Source organism: Pseudomonas sp. p1(2021b) (genome assembly GCF_020151015.1).
Lineage (GTDB): Bacteria > Pseudomonadota > Gammaproteobacteria > Pseudomonadales > Pseudomonadaceae > Aquipseudomonas > Aquipseudomonas putida_K.
Window position 1 is genome coordinate 5,177,721 of the sequence record NZ_CP083746.1, and the last position, 24,010, is coordinate 5,201,730.

Annotated in this window: 21 protein-coding genes; 9 read left to right on the forward strand and 12 right to left on the reverse strand. The window is 56.7% G+C overall.

The annotated features are described in order from the left end of the window. Window positions 1-48: 48 nt before the first annotated feature. On the reverse strand, window positions 49-1,320 hold the full coding sequence (locus K8374_RS24085; RefSeq protein ID WP_080563836.1) for a TolC family protein: 1,272 nt from the start codon (window positions 1,318-1,320) through the stop codon (window positions 49-51). 401 nt (window positions 1,321-1,721) lie between these two features. Here K8374_RS24085 and K8374_RS24090 point away from each other — a divergent pair, with 401 nt between their 5' ends. After that, window positions 1,722-3,065, forward strand: a complete 1,344-nt coding sequence (locus tag K8374_RS24090) for an OprD family porin (protein ID WP_013974881.1) — start codon at window positions 1,722-1,724, stop codon at window positions 3,063-3,065. A gap of 490 nt (window positions 3,066-3,555) precedes the next feature. Further along, complete coding sequence (locus K8374_RS24095) at window positions 3,556-4,230, forward strand: heavy metal response regulator transcription factor (RefSeq protein ID WP_013974882.1); 675 nt, start codon at window positions 3,556-3,558, stop codon at window positions 4,228-4,230. 1,318 nt (window positions 4,231-5,548) lie between these two features. Here the strand turns inward: K8374_RS24095 and K8374_RS24100 are convergent. The 7 genes from K8374_RS24100 to K8374_RS24135 form a co-directional block, all read right to left on the reverse strand. Further along, entirely contained in the window at window positions 5,549-5,875 is a 327-nt protein-coding gene (locus K8374_RS24100; protein ID WP_085982928.1) for a four-helix bundle copper-binding protein, read from the reverse strand. A gap of 160 nt (window positions 5,876-6,035) precedes the next feature. Further along, window positions 6,036-6,389: a copper-binding protein gene (locus K8374_RS24105; protein WP_047595905.1), complete on the reverse strand. Its 354-nt coding sequence runs from the start codon at window positions 6,387-6,389 to the stop codon at window positions 6,036-6,038. Continuing rightward, window positions 6,386-9,544: an efflux RND transporter permease subunit gene (locus tag K8374_RS24110; RefSeq protein ID WP_013974884.1), complete on the reverse strand. Its 3,159-nt coding sequence runs from the start codon at window positions 9,542-9,544 to the stop codon at window positions 6,386-6,388. Before K8374_RS24110 ends, K8374_RS24105 begins: the two co-directional genes overlap by 4 nt. Beyond that, a complete protein-coding gene (locus tag K8374_RS24115; RefSeq protein WP_044047188.1) occupies window positions 9,541-11,004 on the reverse strand; it encodes an efflux RND transporter periplasmic adaptor subunit in 1,464 nt (487 codons plus the stop codon). Before K8374_RS24115 ends, K8374_RS24110 begins: the two co-directional genes overlap by 4 nt. Next, window positions 11,001-12,251: a TolC family protein gene (locus K8374_RS24120; RefSeq protein WP_049798466.1), complete on the reverse strand. Its 1,251-nt coding sequence runs from the start codon at window positions 12,249-12,251 to the stop codon at window positions 11,001-11,003. Before K8374_RS24120 ends, K8374_RS24115 begins: the two co-directional genes overlap by 4 nt. Before the next feature lie 470 nt (window positions 12,252-12,721). After that, window positions 12,722-14,128: a heavy metal sensor histidine kinase gene (locus K8374_RS24130; RefSeq protein ID WP_224457471.1), complete on the reverse strand. Its 1,407-nt coding sequence runs from the start codon at window positions 14,126-14,128 to the stop codon at window positions 12,722-12,724. After that, a complete protein-coding gene (locus K8374_RS24135; RefSeq protein ID WP_044047190.1) occupies window positions 14,128-14,805 on the reverse strand; it encodes a heavy metal response regulator transcription factor in 678 nt (225 codons plus the stop codon). Before K8374_RS24135 ends, K8374_RS24130 begins: the two co-directional genes overlap by 1 nt. Window positions 14,806-14,970: 165 nt before the next feature. On the opposite strand from K8374_RS24135, the gene K8374_RS24140 reads away from it, so the two are divergent. From K8374_RS24140 to K8374_RS24165, 6 genes are all read left to right on the forward strand, one after another. Next, window positions 14,971-15,177, forward strand: a complete 207-nt coding sequence (locus tag K8374_RS24140; RefSeq protein WP_013974890.1) for a co-regulatory protein PtrA N-terminal domain-containing protein — start codon at window positions 14,971-14,973, stop codon at window positions 15,175-15,177. Between the two features lie 181 nt (window positions 15,178-15,358). Continuing rightward, window positions 15,359-17,368: a copper resistance system multicopper oxidase gene (locus K8374_RS24145; RefSeq protein ID WP_044047191.1), complete on the forward strand. Its 2,010-nt coding sequence runs from the start codon at window positions 15,359-15,361 to the stop codon at window positions 17,366-17,368. Between the two features lie 14 nt (window positions 17,369-17,382). Next, the gene (locus K8374_RS24150) at window positions 17,383-17,730 is read left to right on the forward strand and encodes a hypothetical protein (RefSeq protein WP_013974892.1); all 348 of its coding nucleotides are present in this window, start codon (window positions 17,383-17,385) and stop codon (window positions 17,728-17,730) included. Then, window positions 17,720-18,835 carry a copper resistance protein B gene (locus tag K8374_RS24155; protein WP_044047193.1) on the forward strand — a complete coding sequence of 372 codons (1,116 nt, stop codon included), beginning with the start codon at window positions 17,720-17,722 and terminating at the stop codon, window positions 18,833-18,835. The genes K8374_RS24150 and K8374_RS24155 overlap by 11 nt, the downstream gene beginning before the upstream one ends. Window positions 18,836-18,845: 10 nt before the next feature. Further along, entirely contained in the window at window positions 18,846-19,628 is a 783-nt protein-coding gene (locus K8374_RS24160; RefSeq protein WP_013974894.1) for a c-type cytochrome, read from the forward strand. Then, window positions 19,618-20,073, forward strand: a complete 456-nt coding sequence (locus tag K8374_RS24165) for a DUF411 domain-containing protein (RefSeq protein WP_044047194.1) — start codon at window positions 19,618-19,620, stop codon at window positions 20,071-20,073. The genes K8374_RS24160 and K8374_RS24165 overlap by 11 nt, the downstream gene beginning before the upstream one ends. Window positions 20,074-20,178: 105 nt before the next feature. Here K8374_RS24165 and K8374_RS24170 read toward each other — a convergent pair whose 3' ends face one another. From K8374_RS24170 to K8374_RS24180, 3 genes are all read right to left on the reverse strand, one after another. Continuing rightward, a complete protein-coding gene (locus tag K8374_RS24170) occupies window positions 20,179-20,367 on the reverse strand; it encodes an AbrB/MazE/SpoVT family DNA-binding domain-containing protein (protein WP_044047195.1) in 189 nt (62 codons plus the stop codon). Between the two features lie 137 nt (window positions 20,368-20,504). Further along, a complete protein-coding gene (locus K8374_RS24175; protein WP_044047196.1) occupies window positions 20,505-20,837 on the reverse strand; it encodes a DUF2790 domain-containing protein in 333 nt (110 codons plus the stop codon). Window positions 20,838-20,980: 143 nt separating this feature from the next. Further along, window positions 20,981-21,451 carry an antitoxin Xre/MbcA/ParS toxin-binding domain-containing protein gene (locus K8374_RS24180; protein ID WP_044047197.1) on the reverse strand — a complete coding sequence of 157 codons (471 nt, stop codon included), beginning with the start codon at window positions 21,449-21,451 and terminating at the stop codon, window positions 20,981-20,983. Window positions 21,452-21,624: 173 nt separating this feature from the next. Between K8374_RS24180 and K8374_RS24185 the strand changes: the two genes are divergently transcribed. Next, on the forward strand, window positions 21,625-22,548 hold the full coding sequence (locus K8374_RS24185) for a TniQ family protein (protein WP_114167560.1): 924 nt from the start codon (window positions 21,625-21,627) through the stop codon (window positions 22,546-22,548). On the opposite strand, the gene K8374_RS24190 is transcribed toward K8374_RS24185, so the two are convergent. Next, complete coding sequence (locus K8374_RS24190) at window positions 22,520-23,998, reverse strand: TnsD family Tn7-like transposition protein (RefSeq protein WP_013974897.1); 1,479 nt, start codon at window positions 23,996-23,998, stop codon at window positions 22,520-22,522. The two genes, K8374_RS24185 and K8374_RS24190, sit on opposite strands and share 29 nt — an antisense overlap. Window positions 23,999-24,010: the final 12 nt, after the last annotated feature.

A 24,010-nucleotide genomic window follows, 5' to 3' on the forward strand; every position in this document is an offset into this window, starting at 1 on the left:
GCACCGGCAGGTTTAAACGCCGAGTGCCGAGAAAAATGTATGCCCCGTTCAGCGTGCGCCGGCGGTCGAGCCTACTTCGCCATAAACCCTTTCTACTTGCGCACGCGCATTGGTCGCCGCTGCCAGCGAGTCGAGATACTGGCCACGAGCAAGGATCAAGGTGCGCTGGGCGTCCAGTACTTCGATAAAGCCGAATTTCCCCATCTCGAATCCGCGGGTTGCGGTATCCACGGCCTGCTGGGCTGAGGGCAGAATGGTCTTGTCGTAGGACTCAACTTCTTGCATGGCGGTGGACCACTGGTTCAGCGCGGTTTGGGTTTGGGCGCGCAATCTCAACTCGACAGCGTTACGCAGGTCGCGGGCCTGATCGGCACGTCGAGAAGCGGAAAGAATGTTGCCTTGGTTACGATCAAACAGCGGCAAAGGCATGGACAGACCAACGACATTGACTCGCTCGCGCACCGAGCGGTCGTACTGGCTACCCACGCTTACCGTGAGGTTTGGAATACGCTGAGCTTTTTCTGCGCCAAGCGAGGCATCGCTCTTATCAATCTCCACCACTGCCTGCCGCATTTCCGGAGTCTGATCGAGCTTTGCCAGCAACTCTTCAGTGCGCGGCGGCAAGCCAGGAGACAAGGTTGGTGATTCAAGGCGATCGAATATGGTCACAGAACTCCCCGTGACTTGGGCGAGTTGCTGGTAAGCATTCGCTTTTTCCGTTTCGGCGCGACGGACCTGCAACCGGGCTTCAGCCAGTTGAACCTGGGCGCGGGTAGCCTCCACAGGTGAAGATTTACCTGCGCGAACTCGACCATCGACAATGCGAAGGCCGCGCTCAGTAAGTTCAAGGGATTGTTTAGCGAGGTCGAGTCCGGTTTGGGCTCGTAATGCAGCGTAAAACGCCTGCACGACGTCTGCACGCAGACCATTCACGCGTCGGTCCAGTTCCAGTTGTGCAACACTCTGGCCGTATGTGGCGACATCTACGCGGGCTCCCCGCTTACCACCGAGCTCCAAGGTCTGACTTAGCGTAACGGTCGTTGTGCTGGTGTTACGCCGTGTGTCCTCCATCTCATACGAGATTTCGGGGTTTGGAATCAGCCCGGCTTGCTTGCGCGCACCGTCCGCGATGCCGATTTCCTGACGTGCCGCCGCGAGGTCTGGGTTGGCATCCATTGCCGTCGACAGCGCTTGGGGCAAGCTGATGCTTTGGGCAAATGCGGTGGGTGCCAGCAACCCGGAAATCACCGCACAGAGAGCGGCAATTTTCCACGGTGAGACGTAGGTCTTGGATAAGACATTGCGGTTATACCGGAGCACTTTCTTGGTCCTCGTGCACAAACTTCGTTAGCTTGGCCAGAACGCCGAAATAGCTGCCAAGCCCCACTGGATTAGGTGATGGCACTCTAAAGAGCGGTAGCTATCAGAGGGGTGGCTAGAAAATTACAATTTCGTAAGAAAAGCTTGTAATGCCCGAAAACGCTGATGACACAGTCGAACCACCGAATTTCATTGCGAACGCGAGAGATGGCTAGCATGCGGCGTCAATGACCAAAATAACGACCAGATGACGAAATTGTAATTTTCCTATCACCATCCCGTTATCTTCCGCCTGCAAATATGAGCTCGGCGCTACGCGAGGCGCGCCGCCGGCTCAGAACTTATAACGACACCCGCGCCGGAAACATAATAAAAACTGCCGTAAATCAAAGGAGCATCGGATGAAAATCAAAGTACCACTGTATTTGGCGGCAGTTTCGGCGCTGTCTGGAAGCTATGCAGTTACTGCTCAAGCTGAAGATAAGCCCGAAGGTTTCATCGAAGGTAGCAGCCTTACAGTGCTCAACCGCAACTTCTATTTCAATCGTGATAACCGCGACAGCTCAGCTCCCACTTACAACAGCGGCAAGGGCAACACCAATGGCTACTCCGAGGCCTGGGCGCACGGGATCATCACCAAATTCAACTCTGGTTTTACCCAAGGGACGGTCGGCGTTGGTGTTGATGCCTTTGCCATGATAGGGCTTAAGCTCGATACTGGTGACGGGCGCAACGGCGGTCGTAGTTCATTCGACGTCATGCCTGTTGATAACAAAGGCGAAGCTCGCGACGAATACACCAAGGTTGGCGGGGCGGCTAAAGTTCGCTTGTTTGATACGGTCGTGAAAGTGGGTGATGTTTTCCCGTCGACGCCAGTTGTTGCATCAGGCGACTCGCGCCTGTTGCCTGAAAGCTTCCGCGGTGTGACCGTTGAGAACACCAGCATCCAGGGCCTCACCCTGCAGGGTGGCCGACTGCATGCGATGAGCCAGCCGGTCTCCAGCAATCTGAATGATAACTTCGCAACTTTCTACGGTGGCCCGGTTAACTCGCCTTGGGTAGGCTACGGTGGCGGTGATTACGCGATCAACGATAACTGGACCGTGAGCGTATACGCCAGTCAGTTGAAAGAAGTCTGGAACCAGTACTACGCTGGCACCAGCTTCGCCTATCCACTGAATGACGACCTTGCGCTGATTGGCGGCTTCAACTATTACAAAGCCGTGGATGAAGGGAAGCAGCGCCTAGGCGAGTTTGACAACGATATCTGGAGTGCCAAGGTCGGGGTCCGTTACGGCGCTCACACCCTGGCCCTGTCGCACCAACGCAACAACGGCGACGATGATTTCGACTACCTGCGTCAGTCAGACTCGATTTTCGTCGACAACTCTATCCAGTACAGCGACTTCAACTCGCCGAAAGAGCGTTCCTGGATGCTGCGCTACGACCTGAACTTCACCAGCTACGGCATTCCTGGTCTGACGTTCATGACCCGCTACGCTAGAGGCTCGGGCGCAGACTACTCGAACGCCAACCAGTTCTACATGCGCACCGACGCCAACGGTGATCCGCTCACCAATCAGAAACGTTGGGAGCGTGACGTAGAGGTTAAATATGTCGTGCAAACTGGTCCAGCAAAAGACCTGTCCTTCCGGTTGCGCCAGGCCACCACGCGTGCCACTGCATTCGAATCGGATCTGGATGAAACTCGTGTGATCATTGAGTACCCGCTTTCGATCCTGTGATTCTCTAAGGGGATCAGTTTATTCGTAAACTGGTCTCTTCAGAAAAATGTGCATTACGAATTCACCTTGAGTGGCTTAAGTGCTCCTTTGGTAAAAGGTGGATATTTGGCGCCCTTTGGGCGCCTTTTTTTTACCTAAAATTCAATCAACCGTTCGAGTGTACGCATTGCATGCCGGTGAAACTCATGGCTGCACCAATGACCAGTTTCCTCGACATGAGTAACTTCGCCGTCATCTGAACGGAACAAACTCAACACAAAGAAGAAAACAACCACATACTTCATAAGGTCAAATTACCTATTGGAGAGAGGGCCCGCACCTGTCGAACCCAAACCGCGAAAAGATATACCTCCAGACTATCAATCATATTACCTGGAAATTACAAATCCGTCATTTAGGCCCCACCCAGCTCATTTTGATTTACCATTCCTTTCAATAATGCCGGCGCGCGTGCGCGGTTAATTGCTCAGTGATATCGAGACAAAATCCCATGCGAATTCTGGTAATTGAGGACGAAGTAAAAACTGCGGAATATGTGCGTCAAGGCCTTACAGAATGCGGTTATGTCGTCGATTGCGTGCATACCGGGTCAGATGGGCTATTCCTAGCCAAGCAACACGAATACGAGTTGATTATTCTTGATATCAATCTGCCAGAAATGGATGGGTGGCAGGTACTTGAGCTTTTGAGGCGTAAAAATTGCCCCTCCCGCATCATGATGCTCACGGCGAGAAGTCGTTTGGCAGATAAGGTCCGGGGTTTGGAGAACGGTGCAGATGACTACCTGATCAAACCATTTGAGTTCCCAGAACTGCTAGCCCGGGTTCGCGCCTTAATGCGCAGGTCTGAACACCCTGCATCTGTGGAGATCATTCGTGTCGCTGACCTGGAGCTAGACCAGAGCCGTCACAGGGCCTTCAGGGACGGCCAGCGTATTGATCTGACGACGAAAGAGTTTGCACTTCTGCACTACCTAATGCGCAATACCGGCGTGGTGCTCAGCCGCACACAGATCATCTCACAGGTCTGGGATATGAACTTCGACTGCGATACAAACGTTGTAGAAGTGTCGATTCGAAGACTTAGAGCCAAGATCGATGACCCTTTCGAGACGAAGCTGATCCATACGCTTCGCGGTGTGGGCTATGTGCTTGAGAAGCGTTGATCGCCCGCTACTTAGTCATGAAAACAGAGCCAGGGATCATGCATGTAAGTCGAGCCATACTGTTTTTGACCCTTAGCGCGCGTTTCCTCACTAAACGTATGAGGTGTGCTGGACATAAGGTATAGCATAGATTATCAACAGGTAACGGAAGGCCAAGCGTATGCCAGAGCTGACGCACGCTCAGCGGACATTGTTTTTAACAGCGCCATGGCTTACCTCTGATACTGTGCGCCGGCGATGAGGTTAACCTCCCGACTACAGCACCAAGCAGGCTCAGTCGCCGCTCAACGATGATGGCGCCCGCCGGCTTTTCTGGTTCGTTGCAGGGCTACTCACGGTCATTGCCTTCGTCATGGCCACCCTCTCTGTGCATCTTCTCACCTCGCTCAAGGAACTTGGCCTTCCAACGGTCACGGTGTTGACGGTGGGGATGGTCCTTGGGCCGGCCCAGGTGGTGGCAAGAGTATTGGAGTTCTCGCTTGCTCGGCATCTTCACCCAACCTGGTCGGCCGTGCCGGCGTGTTGGTGAGCTTCATCGGCATCTGCTTATTCATTCCTGGCGTGCCTTGGCTGGCATTCCCTGCAGCAGCGCTGTAGGGCGCCGGCATCGGGATTCTCACTATTGCCAGAGTCATCTTGCCTCTGGTGCTGTTTGGCAAGGGTATCGCGCACGCATGGGAGCATTAGCTCGCCCAATGGTCTTGGCGCAGGCCACGGGGCCGTTTGCTACGGCCTTTGTGCTGAGTACTCAAGGCGCACCTGTGCTCTTGCTCATGGCGGCGATGGTCGCTGTCGCGCTAGATAGCAGTTTCAAACTGCCCCTCAACCCAGTGCAACGTAGGTGAAGCTGGTGATTCTGCCCTCAAATCGGGGTACCCGCTAGATTTCCCCCCTAGCTTTGCCTTTGACTCTGCCTGGGGGTATACCGCCAGGGGATAATCGGCCTGCTTTGTCTTTGCGGATTGCCCTGCCAATTGACGGGGCCTACATAAGCCGTTTCCAATGCCCTCGACGTAGAACCATTCGCTCCGGCCGAAGCTGGCTGGTGGGCGTGAGCCAAGAGGCGTATCCTACAAATGCTTGCTCCGAGACTTGTTGGCCTACAGCCTCCCCTGGGAGACATCTGATAGCCCGCCGCCGAGGCGGGCTTTTTTGTCATCAGATCCGTAAGGCAGCGCCTTGGTGAATGGCTGCCCAAGCTAGGCTCCGCCAGAGCGCATGCTCAACATCAGCGGTCTACCCGTCTCCCTAGCCAGACGGTTAACGACGTATCCATATCCTTTGTCAGGCGCATGGAAAGCTGACTGGGCGAAAACGCTTACGCAGCCATTGCTTCGCAGGATGCAGCGCAGGCCAAACAGGTCTGTGCGCAATGCTGACAGTGGTCTGCCTTATGCTTACCGCACGCCTCCCCGCAGGCGCGGCAAATCCTTGCGCACAACGCACAAAATTCCTTGGCGAGCATGCTTTCTCGTGTCATCAAGGTAGCCGCCAGCTTGCACATATCTGCGCAATCCCTGTCCAGCTTGATGCAGTCAGCCATCATTTTTACGTCCTGCTCTCGCAGGCAGGCTGACGCGCAGACTTCACAGGCCAGCGCGCAGCGCATGCATTCCGAGATGCATTCATCAAAGCTACTGTTCATGATCATATCTCCGGTATCGGGTCGATGAGATGCCAGTGCACCGTCTCATGACGGTATGTAGCGTTCGACCTGACGGGGGCCTGAAGATTGATTACATTTCTGTAAGCTTGTCCGAATCATCTCGGTATGAAGGCGTGCCCGATCATTCAAGGCTTTTCAATCACTGCTTCTGGATGCTCACGATTTTCGCGACACTTCCCTCCATACGGAACCCAAATTTCACCTTGTCTCCTACGTTCAAGCCCTTCAGCTGTGCAGGCTCAGCTTGGAAGCCCATGGTCATCGCCGGCCATTTGAGCTCTGCTACCGGGCCGTGCGCCAAGGTGATTTTCCCGCTTTGAGGATCCAGCGCCTTAATTGTCCCTTCCGCATGCGCAGTGGGCGCCGCCTGGCTGCCTTGGCCACCCTCGGCGGAGGCTGGCATTTTCTTCATGTCCATACCATCCATGTCCTGGGCATGCACACTGGCGGCGAAAGCTGTGACCAGGCCTGCGATGACAATTAGCTTTTTCATTGGATTTCTCCTGAGAGGTTGGGGGTAGTTACAGCAAGTTCGCGGCGACGGATCAGCCAGTACGCCGCAGGGATTACAAAAAGTGAAAGCAAGGGGGCGGTGAGCATGCCGCCCACCATGGGCACCGCGATGCGGCTCATGACCTCGCTGCCGGTACCGCTGCTCCAGAGGATGGGCAGCAGGCCTGCAACGATGACTGCCACAGTCATTGCCTTGGGCCTGATGCGTTGCACCGCGCCCTCACGGATCGCGTCGAGCAGCGCTGCTCGTGTAGTTTCGCCGTTGGCCTGACGCTCAGCCCAAGCGTTATTCAGGTAGATGAGCATGATCACTCCGAACTCCGCCGCTACGCCGGCCAGGGCAATGAAGCCAACGCCTGTGGCCACTGAAAGGTTGTAGCCCAGCAGGTAGAGCAGCCAGACGCCCCCGGTCAGGGCAAAAGGTAAAGTGCCCATGATGAGCAGTGCTTCACCGAGGCGGCCGAAGGTCAGGTAGAGCAGCACGAAGATGATGGCCAGCGTCGCTGGCACCACCCAGGCCAGACGGGCGTTCGCCCGCTCCAGGTATTCGAACTGGCCGGAGTAGCTCAAGCTCATGCCTGAATCGAGCTTTACCTCGCTGTCGATCGCCTGACGTAAGTCTGCAACAACAGACGAAAGGTCCCGGCCGCGCACGTCGATGTACACCCAGCCCGAGGGGCGAGCATTCTCGCTCTTCAGCATGGGCGGGCCATCAGCAATACGTATGCGGGCCACGCTGCCGAGCGTCAGCTGGCCGCCCTGCGAGGTGTAGATCGGCAGCTGACGCAACGCCTCCACCGAATCACGCCATTCGCGTGGATAGCGCACGCTAATGGGATAGCGGGCCAAGCCTTCAACTGTTTCCCCGATGGTTTCGCCACCAATGGCGCCGGCCACGATGGCCTGTACGTCGGTGATGTTCAGACCGTAACGGGCAGCGGCATGGCGGTCGATATCCAGATCAATGTAGCGGCCACCAGTCAAACGCTCTGCCAGCGCCGAAGTCACTCCAGGCACCTTTTTCGCGGCCCGCTCCACAGCGAGAGTGGCCCGGTCTATCTGGCCTAGGTCGCTGCCGGCCACCTTGACGCCGATTGGGCTCTTGATGCCGGTGGCCAGCATATCGATGCGGTTGCGGATGGGCGGGATCCAGATGTTGGTCAGCCCAGGCACACGCACAGTGCGATCAAGCTCCTCGATAAGCTTGTCCGTGGTCATTCCTGGACGCCACTCACTCTTGGGCTTGAGCCGAACGGTGGTCTCGAACATCTCCAGCGGTGCCGGGTCGGTAGCTGACTCGGCGCGGCCGGCTTTACCAAAGACACTGGCCACTTCGGGAACAGTTCGAATCAGACGATCCGTTCGCTGCAACAGCTCTGAAGCTTTCTGCGCCGAGAGTCCAGGCAAGGCTGAAGGCATGTAGAGCAGATCACCTTCATCGAGCGGAGGAAGGAACTCGCCCCCAAGATGATTCAAGGGCCACAGACTGCTGAGCAGGATCACCAATGCTGCAGCGAGGGTAACCAGAGGCCGGCGCAGGACGACCTCCAATGCCGGACGGTATAGCCGGATGAGGCCCCGGTTGAGCGGGTTGCGCTGTTCCGCAGGCAGTGGCCCTCTGATCCAGTACCCCATCAGCACCGGTATCAGGGTCACCGATAGCGCAGCTGCCGCAGCCATTGCGTAGGTCTTGGTAAAGGCCAAGGGTGCAAAGAGGCGTCCTTCCTGGGCTTGCAGCGTGAACACCGGGATGAACGAAAGCGTGATGATCATGAGGCTGAAGAACAGTGCCGGCCCTACCTCGACGGCCGCCTCCGTCATTACCCTCCAATGCGCTTCTCCCCGCAAAGGTTGACCAGGATGCCGGATATGCCAGGCCTCAACACGTTTGTGGGCGTTCTCGATCATGACCACGGCAGCGTCCACCATTGCACCGATGGCAATAGCGATTCCGCCAAGGGACATGATGTTGGCGTTGATGCCCTGATGACGCATGACGATCAGCGCTATCAGGATTCCCACGGGCAGCGAAACGATAGCCACCAATGACGAGCGCAGGTGCCAGAGAAAGGCTGCGCATACCAACGCCACTACCAAGAACTCCTCGATCAGCTTGTGACTGAGGTTCTCCACGGCACGGTCGATCAACTGGCTGCGGTCGTAGACGGTGACAAGTTCCACCCCGGCTGGCAGGGCTTTCTTCAGGGTTTCGAGCTTAGCCTTGACGTCCGCGATGGCCTCACGAGCATTCTTCCCGCTGCGCAGGATCACCACACCTCCTACGGCTTCGCCGAGGCCGTCCAGTTCGCCTATGCCTCTGCGGGCTTCCGGACCTATCTGCACCGTAGCGACGTCGCCTAATGTCACCGGCACGCCCTTGGTAGCCAGTCGCAGGGGTATCGCTCTGAAATCATCCAGCGATCGCAGGTAGCCGGCCGCACGTACCATGAATTCCGCTTCGCCTTGCTCCAGTACACCGCCACCGGTCTCCTGGTTGGCCTTGCCTATAGCCTCCACCACCTCAGCCTGGGTGATACCGAGGCTGGCCATGCGCAGCGGATCGAGCACGACCTGATACTGCTTGACCATACCGCCGATGGTGGCCACTTCAGCGACATCCGGCAGCGTCTTGAGCTCATAGCGCAGGAACCAGTCCTGCAGGCTGCGCAGTTGCGACAGGTCATGGCCGCCGTTACGATCGACCAGCGCATATTGATAAATCCAGCCCACCCCGGTGGCGTCCGGGCCCAGTACCGGCTTGGCTGCGGCAGGTAATCGCGATTGCGCCTGGCTCAGGTACTCAAGAACCCGAGAGCGCGCCCAATACAGATCGGTGCCGTCCTCGAACAGCACATAGACGAAGCTGTCACCGAAGGCGGAGAAGCCGCGAACCGTTTTGGCCCCCGGAACCGAGAGCATGGTAGTGGTCAGCGGATAGGTCACCTGATTCTCAACGATCTGGGGAGCCTGGCCTGGGTAGGACGTGCGGATGATCACCTGCACGTCCGACAGGTCGGGCAAGGCGTCGATTGGTAGGCTACGCACCGAGACGAAGCCCCATGCCACCAGAAACAGCGTGGCGAGGAGCACCAGCACACGGTTGCCTACCGACCAGCGGATCAGTTTGGCAATCATGGTTGGCCCTCCAACACTTTGATCTGCTCAACGACCATGCCCTCGTCGCGTTCGCGTATGCCAAAGCGAATCTGCGCACCGATCTTGAGGCCATCAAGGAGAGACTGCTCAGCCACAGGGAAGGTCATGGTCATCCCTGGCATGCCCAGGGTGATGAAAGGACCGTGGGCAACGGTGAGCTGTGTGCCGTCTATCTGCACGACACGGCCATCCGCTTCATGCAGGGCTGGCCCCGCATTAGGCTGACTATCCTGCACCGTCGCCGCCTCGATGCCTTTCAAATTAGCGTCGGAGTCCAACAGGAATTGCCCGGACGCGACGATGCGCTGTCCTGCCTGAAGACCCTGCAACACCGCAACTTGGCCTTTGCTCTCCTGGCCCAACACGACTTCCACCGGCCGGAAGCGACCACCGTCTTCAGCCAGCATCACCAGGTCTCGCTTGCCGGTGCGGATGACCGCCTCGGCAGGCACCAAGAGGCTTTGCTTGGCAGACTCGCCGGGATGGAGAGCCACTTGAGCGGTCATCCCAGGACGAAGCCGCCCATCTCGGTTGGGCAACTCGATACGCAGGCGCAACGTGCGGCTCTGCAAATCGGCATCGGCCAATAGCGCAGTCAACTTGCCCGGTATGGGATCGCCTGGGAACGCTGGCAATTGCGCCTGCACAGGCTGGCCTTCGCGAAGGCCTTGAGCCTGGGCTTCCGGCACAGCCGCTTCCAGCCAGACGTTGGCCACTCCATTGATCCTTGCTAAGGTAGCGCCCGGCGTCAGCGTCATGCCGGGTCGCAGATCGAGAACCTGGATTACACCGGCAGTGGGTGCGGAGAGTGTGACCGAGAGCTGCACCTTCCCAGTGCTCGCGACCCGGTTGATCAGGTCGGCCGGCATGCCGGCGAGCACGAGCCGCTGTCGTGCCGCCGCCGTCAGCTGAGCGTCGCCAGAATGCCGCAACGCCAGGTATTCCTCCTGCAAACCAGCCCACTCCGGGGTCAGCACATCGGCTAGAGGAGCCCCTTTGGCAACGATGTCCCCCGTCGCTCGACCATAGACGCGTTCGACGTAACCGCCAGTACGGGCCTGCAACACGCTGAAGTCGCGTTCGTCGAACGTCAGAACGCCGCTCACACTTAGGGTCCGTTCTAGCCGGCCAGCCGTCACCGTTGCCAATCGAATCCCAAGGTTTTGCTGGAGCCCAGCCGAGACCTGAACCGCAGGCTGCTCCTCGCCAGCCGTGTCATCCGAATACTTGGGCACGAGCGGCATGTCCATGAACGGCGATTTTCCGGGCGCCGGGAAGTGCTGCTGGGGATACATCGGGTCGTACCAGTACAGCGCTTTTTTTTCCTGACCTAAGGGCTGCGATGGCGAATACGCACCTCTCCCACCTAGCCAGAAGCCAGCGCCTATTCCAATAGCAAGGGCAGCAGCCACGACGAAACCAATCGACCTATTCCTCATGCCCGCACCTCTCCATAAACGAAATGCAGACGCGCTGCTGTTGCCGCCAACTGTCCTTGCAGGTCCACATCCTGTAGTAGTGCCTCCACACGCTGCCGGCGTGCCGACAGCACTTCACTCAACGGCGACTTACCGGCGCGGTAATCCGCCAGAGCGAGGCGTACCCGGTCCTCGGCCAGGGGCAAAAGTGTTTCGCGACTGCGCCGCACTGCCCGTTGCAAGCGTTGGTACTCGACAAGGTCTGTTTCAAGCTGGGCTTGATGCTCGCGCAGGGCAGCGTCCTGCTCATCTTCCAATTGGCGAACTTGTGCGCGTCGTGCCGCAATCATCGGGTCTTGCCGTGAGCTGGTAAACAATGGCAATTGGAAGCTGACTTGCAGGCTGACCATGTTGCTGAAGTCCGGACCACGGCGCTGATAATCCACTCCCCAGGACCAATCCGATTTCTTTTCCGCCTGAGCCTGGTGTACCTGGGCTTGAGCCTCGCGTGTCATGGCGTTGTAGGTATTGAGCTCCGGATGGGCATGGACGGAGTGCAAGTATTCAGCTGCGTCTACAGGCCAGACAGGGAAGGTCGGCGCGCCTACTTCGGCGTCCTGCCCAATCCAGCGCTTCAGCGCGGCTCGCGCCTGAGCTGACTGACTCAATAGAACGTCTTTCTGCTCGTCCAACTGCGCGGCTTCTTGCTTGGGAGCCAGCGTATCGGCGCTGGAGCCTGCGCCTCCGGCCAGGCGGGCCCGCACCGTGGAAGCCAGCAGCTGGTTTTCTTTGTAGAAGGCGTCGAACTGTTCAAGCTTTCGCTGCACGGTGTACGCAGTAACCCAAGCCTGTGCGGTTGCCGCCCTAACCTTCAAGCGTTCGAAGATCGCCTCGGCATCGGCTCGCTCGACCGTGGCCTGCGCTGTCTCTATGCGAGCTTTGCGTTTGTCCCGGTTCGGTACTTCTTGGGACAGGCCAACCACCTGCATGGTCATGAAGTCTCTGTTCATGCTCCAGCGATCGGTGCCTTCAATCGGCAGGTTTTGTACCCCGAGATTCAGGCGCGGATCGGGTAGTTCGCCCGCTGGAATGACTGCGCTGCGCGCAGCTGATGCCTGCTCCTGGCGGGCCTGTAGAGAGGGAGCGTTACGTTCAGCCAGTTGCAGCGCCTCATCCAGCGACAGCGTTGCAGCCTGTGCCGAGACAGCCGGCAGCAGTATGAACAGGACGGCCGTGGTTATCCGTCCCTGAAAACGTTGGGGAGTCATGAAAATGATTCCTCGAAAGATCAGCGCCCAGGCGCGTGCCATCGCCCCGCTGCTAGGCGGAACGACGGTGTGAAATTAAGAGGGAATCAGACGCGGGGAGGACGCCACGGATCGGGGGGAGAACCTGTCGCTATGCCTACAGCGTAGGTATCGGCAGGTCGTGGCTTGGCGAAAGTCAGCCCAGGCGTCAGGAAGCTAATCTGTACGGTACTGGCAGTCCTGCACTCCTGGCCGACCTTGCAGGATTTGGCATGGTCGCCAGTCTTACCCAGGTCTTGGTCCTGGCAGCAGTCATGGTCCATGCCCGCCATCATTTCCATGCCCATCGCCTGCATTGGGCAAGGTTCAGTCGCCGAATCGATGCCCGCCATCCCGTTAAGCGGAAGCGCCACGATTAGCATCAGGAGGGTGAGTAGTCGAATGAGCCGATTCATGATGGGCGAGTATAGGTTACCGGGATGAGTTCAGCATTAAGGGGTTGGGGCTGCACTAACCAACCGCTTGGAGGCTGGGAGACTGATGAAGAATGTTGTGACACCCTCCGCTGATGTACACCAGATTCGTCCGCTATGAGCCTCGATGATAGAGCGGGTTATCGACATCCCCAGGCCTGCATTGCTTGGGCCGCCTTCGCGTCTGGCTGGATCGGCTCGATAGAATCGGTCGAAGATCTTGCCAATGTGCTGGGGATCGATGGTTACCCCGCTGTTACGCACGGAAAGCGTCACGCTTTCAGGCGTCTGCTCGATCTGCACTGATATCTCGTTGCCTTCCGGGGTGTAGCGCAACGCGTTGGATAGAAGGTTGGAAAGCGCTCGGTCAATCATCAGGCGATCGCCACGAACCTTACCCTGCCCGTGTAGGGTCAGTTGGATGCCTTGATCCTCAGCCAGGAATTGGTAGTACTCGAACAGCTTTGATACGAGTTCGGAGAGCTCCACATCGATCTGCTCGGGCACGATCAGACCGTTATCCGCCTTGGCCAGGAACAGCATGTCGTCGATCATGCGCGACATGCGCTTGAGGTCTTCCAGGTTCGAATAGAGGTTTTCTTCATAGGCATCCAGGTCACGCTTCTTGGTGAGCACCACTTCGGTATGGGTCAGAAGGTTGCTGACTGGCGTTCTCAATTCGTGAGCGATATCGGCAGAGAAGTTGGACAACCGAACGAATGCATCCTCCAACCGTCCCAGCATCCCGTTGAAAGACAGGATGAGCTCCTGAAGCTCTAGCGGTACGGGCTCCAGCGGAATGCGTTCGCGAAGTGATCTTGCCGACATCCCGGTGGCCACTTTGGTGATTTGCCCAACAGGCCGAAGCCCGCTTTTGGCCACGACCCAGCCCAAGCCTGCGCTCACAATCGCGCTGATCACCAGACCAATTCCGAACCACCATTGCAGGGTGACAAAGAAATGGGCGTGAGTGGTGACATCGAGCATCAGCACGGCCGTCACCGGTTCCGGCTCGCCTGCAATGGTCAGCTGGGCGGTAATGCCGCGGAAGTTCTGCGCTTTATCCTGCCACTCCCAGACCGCACCCCGATGCGCCTGCTCGAACCGCTGAGGAATCTGGGAGGCTTTGGGGTCTGAAAACAGGACCGTTCCGTCAGCCTTGGTGATTTTCGCCGACAGATCCTGATGTGCGCCGAGCAATGCCCGCAGCTGCTGCTCCTGATCGTCGAGCCCGCCTCGCGCTGCTGAGATGGAAAGGATATGACGCGTTGACTCCAGCTTTTCAGAAAGCGCCTGCTCATCCAGCATCCGGAAATGGTGCTGGCTGAGCCCGTAGAAAGCGACGCCGGCAACCACCAGGACAGCAGTCACCGCGAACATGAACATCAGGGTCAGCCGCTTGACGAGCGATGATTGCGGGCGCATCACTCGGGCACATCCATCATGTAGCCCATGCCTCGGGCGGTATGGATTAGCTTTGGCGCGAAGTCGTCATCAATCTTGGCCCGCAGTCGGCGAATCGCGACCTCGATCACGTTGGTGTCACTGTCGAAATTCATGTCCCACACCTGAGAAGCGATCAGCGATTTGGGAAGCACCTCGCCGCGTCGGCGCATGAGCAGCTCCAACAGGGAAAACTCCTTGGCAGTAAGGTCGATCCGCTTGCCGTTTCGCGTAGCTCGACGCTTGAGCAGGTCCACCTCAAGGTCTGCCATCTTCATAGTGGTTTGAGCAGAACCACCGTTGCCTCTGCGCAGCAACGTACGAACTCGAGCCAGCAGCTCCGAGAACGCAAAGGGCTTCACCAGGTAATCATCAGCGCCCAGTTCCAAACCTTTCACGCGGTCGTCTACGCCGTCTCGGGCCGTCAAGAAAAGGACCGGCACATCCTGACCCGCCGCACGGATCTTGCGCAGGACATCCCAGCCATCGAGCCCCGGCATCATCACGTCGAGGATCAGCAAGTCATACGCTTCGCTCTGTGCCTGTTGCAGGGCGTCAGTGCCTGTCATCACCCGGTCAACGGTGAAGCCAGCTTCTGTTAGACCTTGCTGGAGGTAGACACCGGTTTTCGGCTCATCTTCGGCCACGAGTAATTTCATCTGCTCTCATCCACGCGGGGTGCATTTCCAGTTTGCGGGAAAAAAGAAGCCCAACCAGAAGCTGACGGAAAAGTAATGTCGAGATCAGTTTTCTGACAGCACCGCGAGGCTAACTTGACCCTGTACCTGACGCCATGAGGCGCAGAACCCACTGAGGATCTCCAGATGAACATGGTCAAAGCAATTGTGATGGTCGTTACCTTCGGCATGGCAGGCATTGCCCTGGCAGAGGGCGGCGCGGACCGGACCTTTGCACGGATGGAAGCGGCTCTCCAAAGCTCCATGCAGGCCTCCCAGGTTGCGCAGGGGAAGAAAGAGCAGGCGCCATTCGCCGCCCAGTCCAGCAAGCACGCGGGCCACGAAAGCTGCTGATCCTAGCTTACAGAAAAGTAATCATCCCGGAATCTGAACTATGGCTGTTTCAGAGTACGGCCTCTCATCAGCCTCGCGTAGTGGCGAAAGTCTACGAGACTGGTGAGAGCTCCAATGAACCCAAGGGCTGCACCATCTAGCAGCCTGGATATCAGCGATCTACCTGACTGGACGCAACGGCATGCAAAGCAAAACCACGAGACGATCTTTCGTCAAAGGCCTGGCCGCTACCGGACTTCTGGGTGGGCTCGGCATGTGGCGCGCGCCGGTCTGGGCCGTGACCAGCCCTGGCCAACCGAACGTGCTCAGCGGCACGGACTTCGATCTGTATATCGGCGAACTGCCCGTCAACATCACGGGTGCAGCTCGTACGGCCATGGCCATCAACGGCTCCGTGCCAGGGCCGATCCTGCGATGGCGCGAAGGCGACACCGTGACGCTGCGCGTACGCAACCGGCTGAAACAGGACACCTCCATTCACTGGCACGGCATCATCCTGCCCGCCAACATGGACGGTGTGCCGGGCTTGAGCTTCCACGGCATCGCTCCCGATGGCATGTACGAATACAAGTTCAAGGTCCACCAGAACGGCACTTACTGGTATCACAGCCACTCAGGCCTCCAGGAACAGTCCGGGGTCTATGGGGCGTTGGTGATCGATGCCAAGGATCCGGAGCCGTTTGTGTACGACCGTGATTACGTCGTCATGCTCAGCGATTGGACGGATGAAGACCCGGCGCGGGTGCTCTCCAAACTCAAGAAGCAATCTGACTACTACAACTTCCACAAGCGCACTGTAAGCGACTTCGTTGACGATGTGAGCGAGAAAGGCTGGTCGGCCGCTGTAGCGGATCGGAAGATGTGGGCTGAAATGAAGATGAGCCCCACCGACCTCGCTGACGTGAGCGGGTATACCTACACCTACCTCATGAACGGCCAGGCTCCGAACGGCAACTGGACGGGACTCTTCAAGCCCGGCGAGAAGATCCGCCTGCGCTTTATCAACGGCTCGGCCATGACCTATTTCGATGTCCGGATTCCTGGGCTCAAGATGACGGTTGTGGCTGCTGACGGCCAGTACGTCAAACCCGTATCGGTCGATGAGTTCCGGATCGCCGTTGCCGAAACCTACGATGTCATCGTCGAACCTGAAAACGAGCAGGCCTATACGATCTTCGCGCAATCCATGGACCGTACCGGGTACTCCCGAGGCACCCTGGCAGTTCGTGAAGACTTGCAAGCGCCCGTACCGGAGGTAGATCCACGCCCGATCATCGCCATGAGCGATATGGGCATGGACCACGGCAGCATGGGCGGAATGGATCACGGCGGCATGGCTGGCATGGACCAAGGGAACATGGCCGGCATGGATCACAGCAAGATGGCTGGGATGGACCATGGCAGCATGGCCGGCATGGACCACAGCAAGATGGCTGGAATGGATCACGGCAACATGGCCGGCATGGACCACAGCAAGATGGCTGGAATGGACCATGGCAACATGGCCGGCATGGACCACAGCAAGATGGCTGGAATGGACCATGGCAGCACGGCCGGCATGGACCACAGCAAGATGGCTGGAATGGACCACGGCAACATGGCCGGCATGGATCACAGCAAGATGGCTGGGATGGGTCATGAGGGCATGGCCGGCATGAGCGGTGCAATGCAGAGCCATCCGACTTCCGAGACCAACAACCCGTTGGTCGATATGCAGACCATGTCGCCGACCCCGAAGCTGAACGATCCGGGAATTGGCCTGCGCAACAACGGGCGCCGAGTGCTGACCTACGCCGATTTGCGGAGCACCTTCATCGATCCCGATGGTCGAGAGCCTGGACGCACAATCGAACTGCACCTTACCGGCCAAATGGAGAAGTTCGCATGGTCGTTCGACGGTATCAAATTCTCCGACGCTGAACCGCTGCGGTTGAAATATGGCGAGCGTCTTCGCATCACCTTGGTCAACGACACCATGATGACTCACCCCATCCATCTCCACGGTATGTGGAGTGATCTGGAGGACGAGAACGGCAACTTCATGGTTCGCAAGCACACCATCGACATGCCACCTGGCTCAAAACGAAGCTATCGCGTCACCGCAGATGCCTTGGGACGTTGGGCCTATCACTGTCACCTACTGTTCCACATGGAAATGGGCATGTTCCGAGAAGTCCGTGTGGACGAATGAACTGGAGATTTGAGATGAGCAAACCAATGAAACGAAGCGCCTTTTTCCTCTCTGCTGCGATGGTCGGCATGTTGGCTGTTTATGCCCCGTCGTCGTGGTCTAGCGACAACCACGATCAGCATTCCCAGAAATCCACCGAGGCCGGTAAAGCCAAAGGTTCGCAGGACAAGCAGGGCCAGGGCATGAACCATGAAGGCATGGACCATGGGTCCATGGAAGGTATGGACCACGGCTCGATGAAGGGGATGGACCATGGCTCGATGAAGGGGATGGACCATGGCTCGATGGAAGGCATGGACCACGACAAAATGATGGAATCGCATGGCAGCGACAAAGCTAAGGCAGGGAAAGATGGTCAATAGCCTTGGGCGGCCTTCGCTGCTGGCCCTGACTGTTTCAATCGGCATGCTGGGCGTAACGCCCAGCTTCGCCGCTGAAGAAATGGATCACTCGGGCATGGATCATTCGAAAATGGGGCACGGTTCCATGCAAATGGATGCTGCTCCGTCCGAATCGATGCCGGCGATGGATCACAGCAAGATGGGGATGAGCAAACAGCAGAAACAGCCTGCCCCTGTTGATCACAGCCAGATGGGGCATGCTCAAAGCCAGAGCAAATCCAGCCCGGTGGACCATAGCAAGATGGACCACAGCAAAATGGGCCATGGAAACATGAAGGGCATGGATCACGGTTCGATGAAGGGCATGGACCATTCCCAGATGAATCCTGGTTCAGCGACTTCTCCGACCACAACGAGCCGCACGCCGATTCCAGTGCTCACTGATGCCGACCGCGAGGCAGCCTTTCCGCCTTTGGGTGGCCACCAGGTGCACGACAGCGGAATCAACAGCTTCTTTCTGTTGGACCAGCTCGAATACCAGGACGCCGATGAGGGCAGCACCCTGGCTTGGGATGCATCTGGCTGGGTAGGTAGCGACATCAATCGACTCTGGGTTCGGTCGGAAGGCGAGCGCACCAACGGGGTAACCGAAGATGCTGAGCTGCAACTGCTATACGGGCGCTCGGTCAGTCCTTGGTGGGACGTGGTCGCCGGGGTCCGTCAGGATTTCAAACCGGAATCACCGCAGACCTGGGCAGCCTTTGGTATTCAGGGCATGGCCTTGTATGACTTCGAGGCCGAAGCTACGGCGTTCATCGGCGAAAACGGCCAGACTGCTGCGCGTCTTGAAGGCGAATACGACATCCTGCTGACCAATCGCTTGATTTTGCAGCCCACGGCTGAGGCGAACTTCTATGGCAAGAACGATCCTGAGCGCGGTGTTGGATCGGGTCTGGCCAATACCGAAGTCGGGCTGCGTCTACGGTATGAAATCGTCCGCCAGTTTGCCCCGTACATAGGCGTTACCTGGAGCCGCTCCTACGGCAACACCGCTGACTTCATCCGAGACGAGGGTGGAGATGTTGATGAGGCACGCTTCGTTGCCGGTATCAGGATGTGGTTCTGAGAATTCCAACATGAAAAGAACAATTACAACGCTGCTTGTGGCCGGTGCTGTCGGAAGTGCTGCGGTATTGGGCACCGCGTATTTCGGCTTGGTGAATGTCGGCGCCGATGATCCTCACTTCCCGGCTGTCCATTCGTTTCTCGCCATGGCTCGCGACCGGTCGATTGAGGTTCGAGCGCGAGACATTGAAGTGCCTGACCTGAAGAACGCTGCGTTGATCAAGGCAGGCGCAGGCAACTACAACGCCATGTGCATTGGGTGCCACCTCGCCCCTGGCGTTGGAAAGACAGAACTCAGCCAAGCGCTATACCCGTCGCCACCTGACCTCACCAAGGTGGGTGTCGGAGACGATCCGGCTGCCGCATTCTGGACGATCAAGCACGGCATCAAAGCCACCGGCATGCCCGCCTGGGGCAAGAGCATGGGTGATGAGTACATCTGGGGAATAGTCGCGTTCCTTGACCAACTGCCCCAAATGAATTCTGAGCAGTACAAGGCGTTGGTGGCCACGAGCGGCGGCCATCAGCACGGCGGCGGTGAAAGCGATATGCATAATCATGAGGGCCAGCACGGCGGGAGCGGTCATGCCGAGCGTGGCGATCACGACGAAGCGGCAGATGACGACCATGCTCAGACAGCTCACGACCATGGAGCTGCACCCGCAGGCGCCGCCCAAGCGGCAGATCATCACGGTGACCACAATGCGGCCGAAGCCCATTCGGACGCCCACCCGAAATCGTCGACAAAGACGCATGTTCACAAAGACGGTAAGGAGCACACTCATGCCAACTAACCGGATACTCGTTCGGCTAGCCGCAATCGCTGGGCTGCTGGTGGCCTCGGCGGCCTACGCCGCAGAGTCATTGTCCATCGACGTTCACCGAGATGCGAACTGCGGTTGCTGCAAGAAGTGGATCGCGCACCTGGAAGCCAATGGTTTCAAAGTGACCGACCATGTTGAGACGGACATGAGCGCAGTGAAACAGAAGCTGGGCGTAGCGCCACGGTTAGCCTCCTGCCACACAGCCGTGATTGACGGAAAGTTTGTTGAAGGTCACGTGCCAGCTGAGCAGATTCGAGAACTCAAGGAGCGGAACGATCTGGTAGGGATCGCCGTGCCAGGAATGCCAGCTGGATCCCCAGGCATGGAGGTTGATGGTGTAAGCCATGCCTACCAGGTTATTGGTTTGACCAAAAGCGGCGAGGACCAAGTAGTCGCCAACTATCCAGCCAAATAACCCACCGACCAGAAGGACGGCAGTAGGCTGACTGCCGTCCCATAAATCCCCGCTAGAAAGTTTCATCAGCTCAACACGACGACACAGAGGGCCTGCAAAGCGTAGCTAATCAGATTCACGGCGCTCGCGGACTGGCTTGAGTACGATATCGCCGTTGATAAGCTCGATGGAGAGTCTGTCGCCCGTCGTGACCCCGAGCTCGCTCAGAATGTCGTCGGGTAGTTCCACAATCACATCGCCGGAGCCGTCGCCGGGATCAAGGCACTTGACCGTGGTGCGCGCTGATTGAGTCATTGGGCTGTCCTGCCTGAGCTACCAATTCTCATCGTACTCCACCAGTCATGAAAGCCGGTAACCAGGCGATCAATCGCCGGAATTGACGCTTCAACCCGGCTTTTTATCAGCGTAAGTCCTGCCCGCTCGATCAGTGCTCAGTTCTGGCCCCGGCAACCGATACCAGCGGTCCGGTACTCAAGGATTTTCAGGTCTCCATTGGAATCCTCGTAGTTCATCTGTGCTGGCATCACGTCACAGCTCGCCTTGGTCGATGTCATGCTGATTACTCTCGCCACGTCGAGCCGCATCCCGTAGCGATAATGGATCACCTCCGGTGGCTTCATATCATTGACGGCCGCATAAGCTCGCATAGCTTGCTCATTGGCCTGAATCATCTTCCCGTATAGACGGTCGGATCCTCCTTCGGCGAGCGCGGTTGAGGAGGCCACTATGGCCAGGATGGCCGCGATGCTTTTGATGACTTTCATTTCAATCACTCCAATAGACGTGACTGAAGATTAGGATTTTGTCGCTGTCAATTGAGTGATACGGGGATTACAAGGTTGTAAGTCCGGCTTGCAGATGGAGGTAGCGTTGCGTCTACACGGCATACCAATTCCCCTCAGGCACACTACTGATAGACACCCAGGCGAAGACGCTCAAGATAGTCCGCTACCACGCTGAATCCGAGCGACGTGTCGAGCATCTCGAAGGGTACAAACCCCATCAAACGGCCGCACGGCCGACAAAGCCACTGCTCCGCGAGCATCTGAGAGCCAAATACCTTCGACGCAAGCTCCAGTCCTTTCGCATATTGAAACGCCACCGCGCTCTGCTGGGCATCCAGGCGATGGGCCTGAACGGAATGGCTCAGACGGTGAACGCTTCTGGTCGATATTCCTGTGATTCGCCTGACGAGGTTACGAGCCTTGAATAGGCTTGAGGACTCGACCATGCATTTCACGTCGCTGAAAAAAAATCCTGTTTGGACAAGACGCAGGAGCTCCAGCTGGCTCAACTCATCAAGGTCGGTATGAACCAAGTGGAACGTTGGTGCAAAAGCCTGCGATTCAACAGGTGGGGGCGTGCTTGTAGGATTCATTGCATCGACCTCCTCTTGTGCGTTGGCTGTCAGACTAGATCGAATTTGATTCCCAAGCACGCCCGACGCCCTTTAACCTTCACACCTTAGCCCAAAACGATCACTAATGTGTATGCAGTACCGGTGTCTTCTAACTAAAATGCCATACCACTCGTCTTCCAGAACATCATTGCATGAAAATTTTCACACCATTACCTGGAGAATATATCGCATCTGCGCTTAAGCGCGGCAATGAGCTCCTAGGCATTAAATCGTTGAAAACTGAAGATTTCTATATAAAAGCGAAACCTCGTATTGGGTTCGGAATTAATAAGACTTTGGGGAAGTTGCAAACAGAGTGGCGGCCGCATCAAGAATTCTATTACCCAAAGCTGCTAGACGAGCACAAGATTTCGGACCTAGCCTTAAGCGATCACACTTTGTATCCTATGATAGCTGCCCTCGGGCGTCATCGAGCGACCGCAATCGTCACACCGAAAACTTGGGAAAAGGTTTGTCCAGATTGTGTTCGCGAAGACTTGGATAATTGCGGAAGCCCCTATATTCATCGCAGGCACGTATTGGGTTCCGTACAGGTGTGCAGTACTCATGCCTGCGCTCTAATCGAGACATGTCCGACCTGCTCAATACCAATGAAAAAGCACGAGATTAATCACCTAGCCAAGTGCAGCAAGCTTAACACATGGTCAAAACGTCAAAAGCGAGAATTCGGATCAAACCGTCATATGTATGCCAAATTTGTCGCAGACCTTTTGGACTATAGCGGCCCTATGATCAAGGATGGAATGGCAGACTTTGTCGCATATGCAAGCCTCATGATAAATCGAACTAGCGCATTCGAAAAAACCCAGCTGAATATTTCCAAACTGATCAACGAAGAAATGGGCATAACTTCGAGACTCACCCATGTCAGTATCTCTACCAGCGACAAATATCCTATCTATGTGTTTCTTGGATGCCACACCGCTGAAAATTATTTCAACTTGCTAAATAATAAGGATGAGCAAGACGTGCTGCGGGAGAAGAAAACAGTCATATTCAATAAACTTTTGCACGAAGCCATGAAAACTAATCCATATCGTCACGTATCTGCGTAAAGACTTCATCTTCGGATACGCGAGATATTCTTATTCCTGCATAACGGTATAAAACACTCATCGCACAGTTTTCAGTCAGCGAGTATTCTCGAATTGCCCACCGGATTTTACGTAGCTGATGGTCATGAGTAGACTCAAGTAAACCCGCCATCAACCTAGTGCTCATCGGAAAGTGGTCCGGCATCTTGAGGAAAGCATGAGCGTTTAGGACACGCCTACATAGAGCAGCGCGGGTGACCTGCTGAGGCTTTCCGTCTACAGAAAGAATCATCGTCTTCGCTTTAGCGAGCTCCAACGCAAGGGCCGAGTCCCTGGATTGCCAATCGATCAAAATTCTTCGGTCTCTGTGGTAGGGGTTCCCAGCAACATAACGGGCCAACCATTCCCTGTCGTGGCGGTACAACCACTGATAGCCCGGCTTGTCATGACATTTGAGATTCGTACTCTTCGCAAACGCTATTCGCCGGGCGTGAAGGTCATCGTCAGGGATGAGGTTATTCGGTTCATCAGGCCGGACCACAATACCAGCGCGATTAACGTCCTCTAGACGGTAGGTCTTCAGGTGCTCCAGCTCTAGATCAAGGAGCCAGCAGAGAAAATAGAACTTGAAAGGCTGCACGGTTCGACCTTGTCGCCGCAATATCTGAAAGACCCACTCAGCGGATCGAACCATTTCTTCGAATTCGGCGGCGCTAGGACTGCACCGAAGTCGCCTGGTTAAAAAATCTCTCAGCATCTGCTCTCTAATTCGTCCAGACCTGATAAAACCCATCTCGTCCAAACGGTTCCTGAGCAAATTTCCAGCCAGAATCGTTTTCATCTCATTGGGATGGTCTAGCCCCCACAGCTGCATGTGGGCAATGGCAACGGCCCCGCTGTGGTCACCACAGTCCATAACCGGCGTTCCAGCAGATTCCCCCGGAAGCAACATACAACGCCAATCTGACCATCCGGGGAATCTAATCGCCTGTAGTACTTCGCTGTGGCGTGGACAAATGCAAGTGCCCGATGCTTGGTGAATACGATGCCAATAAGCTGAGCCGCACTCCAGAATGTCCTCTCTGACGCAGCTCTCGCAATACCTAAACGAGGCGTGTTGGAGGAAACGCGATGCTGTAATGCCCAAGGCCATCTTGAGGCCTGTACCTCGATTACCTCCCATTAGAACGGCAGCATCGCGGCCCTTCTCGTCGTCCAAAAAAGGCAGAAAAAGCGGTAAAAGCGTGAAGCGCTCGATCAGCTCTCCTACAGAGAAGGCGCCTCTGAGACGTTCAGACAGAGCCTCTAAGCAGCACGGCAGGATGGAACCGCAGGTACGCGAGTAGCTACCGAACAGCTCTTGGCTGGTCGCTCGGTATCCCTGATTCGCTGCTAGCTTGTGATAGCGCACGGCCAGGCTATAGAGCGACTCATCCGGAAACGGCTGGGGGAAGAACAGAAGGTTAGCCACTGCCCTGAGCTC

Coding starts and splice junctions, on each gene's coding strand:
- K8374_RS24155 (WP_044047193.1), top strand. CDS start 17,720: ATGGTCAATAGCCTTGGGCGGCCTTCGCTGCTGGCCCTGACTGTTTCA.
- K8374_RS24095 (WP_013974882.1), top strand. CDS start 3,556: ATGCGAATTCTGGTAATTGAGGACGAAGTAAAAACTGCGGAATATGTG.
- K8374_RS24110 (WP_013974884.1), bottom strand. CDS start 9,544: ATGATTGCCAAACTGATCCGCTGGTCGGTAGGCAACCGTGTGCTGGTG.
- K8374_RS24140 (WP_013974890.1), top strand. CDS start 14,971: ATGAACATGGTCAAAGCAATTGTGATGGTCGTTACCTTCGGCATGGCA.
- K8374_RS24100 (WP_085982928.1), bottom strand. CDS start 5,875: ATGAACAGTAGCTTTGATGAATGCATCTCGGAATGCATGCGCTGCGCG.
- K8374_RS24165 (WP_044047194.1), top strand. CDS start 19,618: ATGCCAACTAACCGGATACTCGTTCGGCTAGCCGCAATCGCTGGGCTG.
- K8374_RS24115 (WP_044047188.1), bottom strand. CDS start 11,004: ATGAGGAATAGGTCGATTGGTTTCGTCGTGGCTGCTGCCCTTGCTATT.
- K8374_RS24180 (WP_044047197.1), bottom strand. CDS start 21,451: ATGAATCCTACAAGCACGCCCCCACCTGTTGAATCGCAGGCTTTTGCA.
- K8374_RS24145 (WP_044047191.1), top strand. CDS start 15,359: ATGCAAAGCAAAACCACGAGACGATCTTTCGTCAAAGGCCTGGCCGCT.
- K8374_RS24130 (WP_224457471.1), bottom strand. CDS start 14,128: ATGCGCCCGCAATCATCGCTCGTCAAGCGGCTGACCCTGATGTTCATG.
- K8374_RS24170 (WP_044047195.1), bottom strand. CDS start 20,367: ATGACTCAATCAGCGCGCACCACGGTCAAGTGCCTTGATCCCGGCGAC.
- K8374_RS24160 (WP_013974894.1), top strand. CDS start 18,846: ATGAAAAGAACAATTACAACGCTGCTTGTGGCCGGTGCTGTCGGAAGT.
- K8374_RS24175 (WP_044047196.1), bottom strand. CDS start 20,837: ATGAAAGTCATCAAAAGCATCGCGGCCATCCTGGCCATAGTGGCCTCC.
- K8374_RS24090 (WP_013974881.1), top strand. CDS start 1,722: ATGAAAATCAAAGTACCACTGTATTTGGCGGCAGTTTCGGCGCTGTCT.
- K8374_RS24185 (WP_114167560.1), top strand. CDS start 21,625: ATGAAAATTTTCACACCATTACCTGGAGAATATATCGCATCTGCGCTT.
- K8374_RS24120 (WP_049798466.1), bottom strand. CDS start 12,251: ATGACTCCCCAACGTTTTCAGGGACGGATAACCACGGCCGTCCTGTTC.
- K8374_RS24105 (WP_047595905.1), bottom strand. CDS start 6,389: ATGAAAAAGCTAATTGTCATCGCAGGCCTGGTCACAGCTTTCGCCGCC.
- K8374_RS24150 (WP_013974892.1), top strand. CDS start 17,383: ATGAGCAAACCAATGAAACGAAGCGCCTTTTTCCTCTCTGCTGCGATG.
- K8374_RS24135 (WP_044047190.1), bottom strand. CDS start 14,805: ATGAAATTACTCGTGGCCGAAGATGAGCCGAAAACCGGTGTCTACCTC.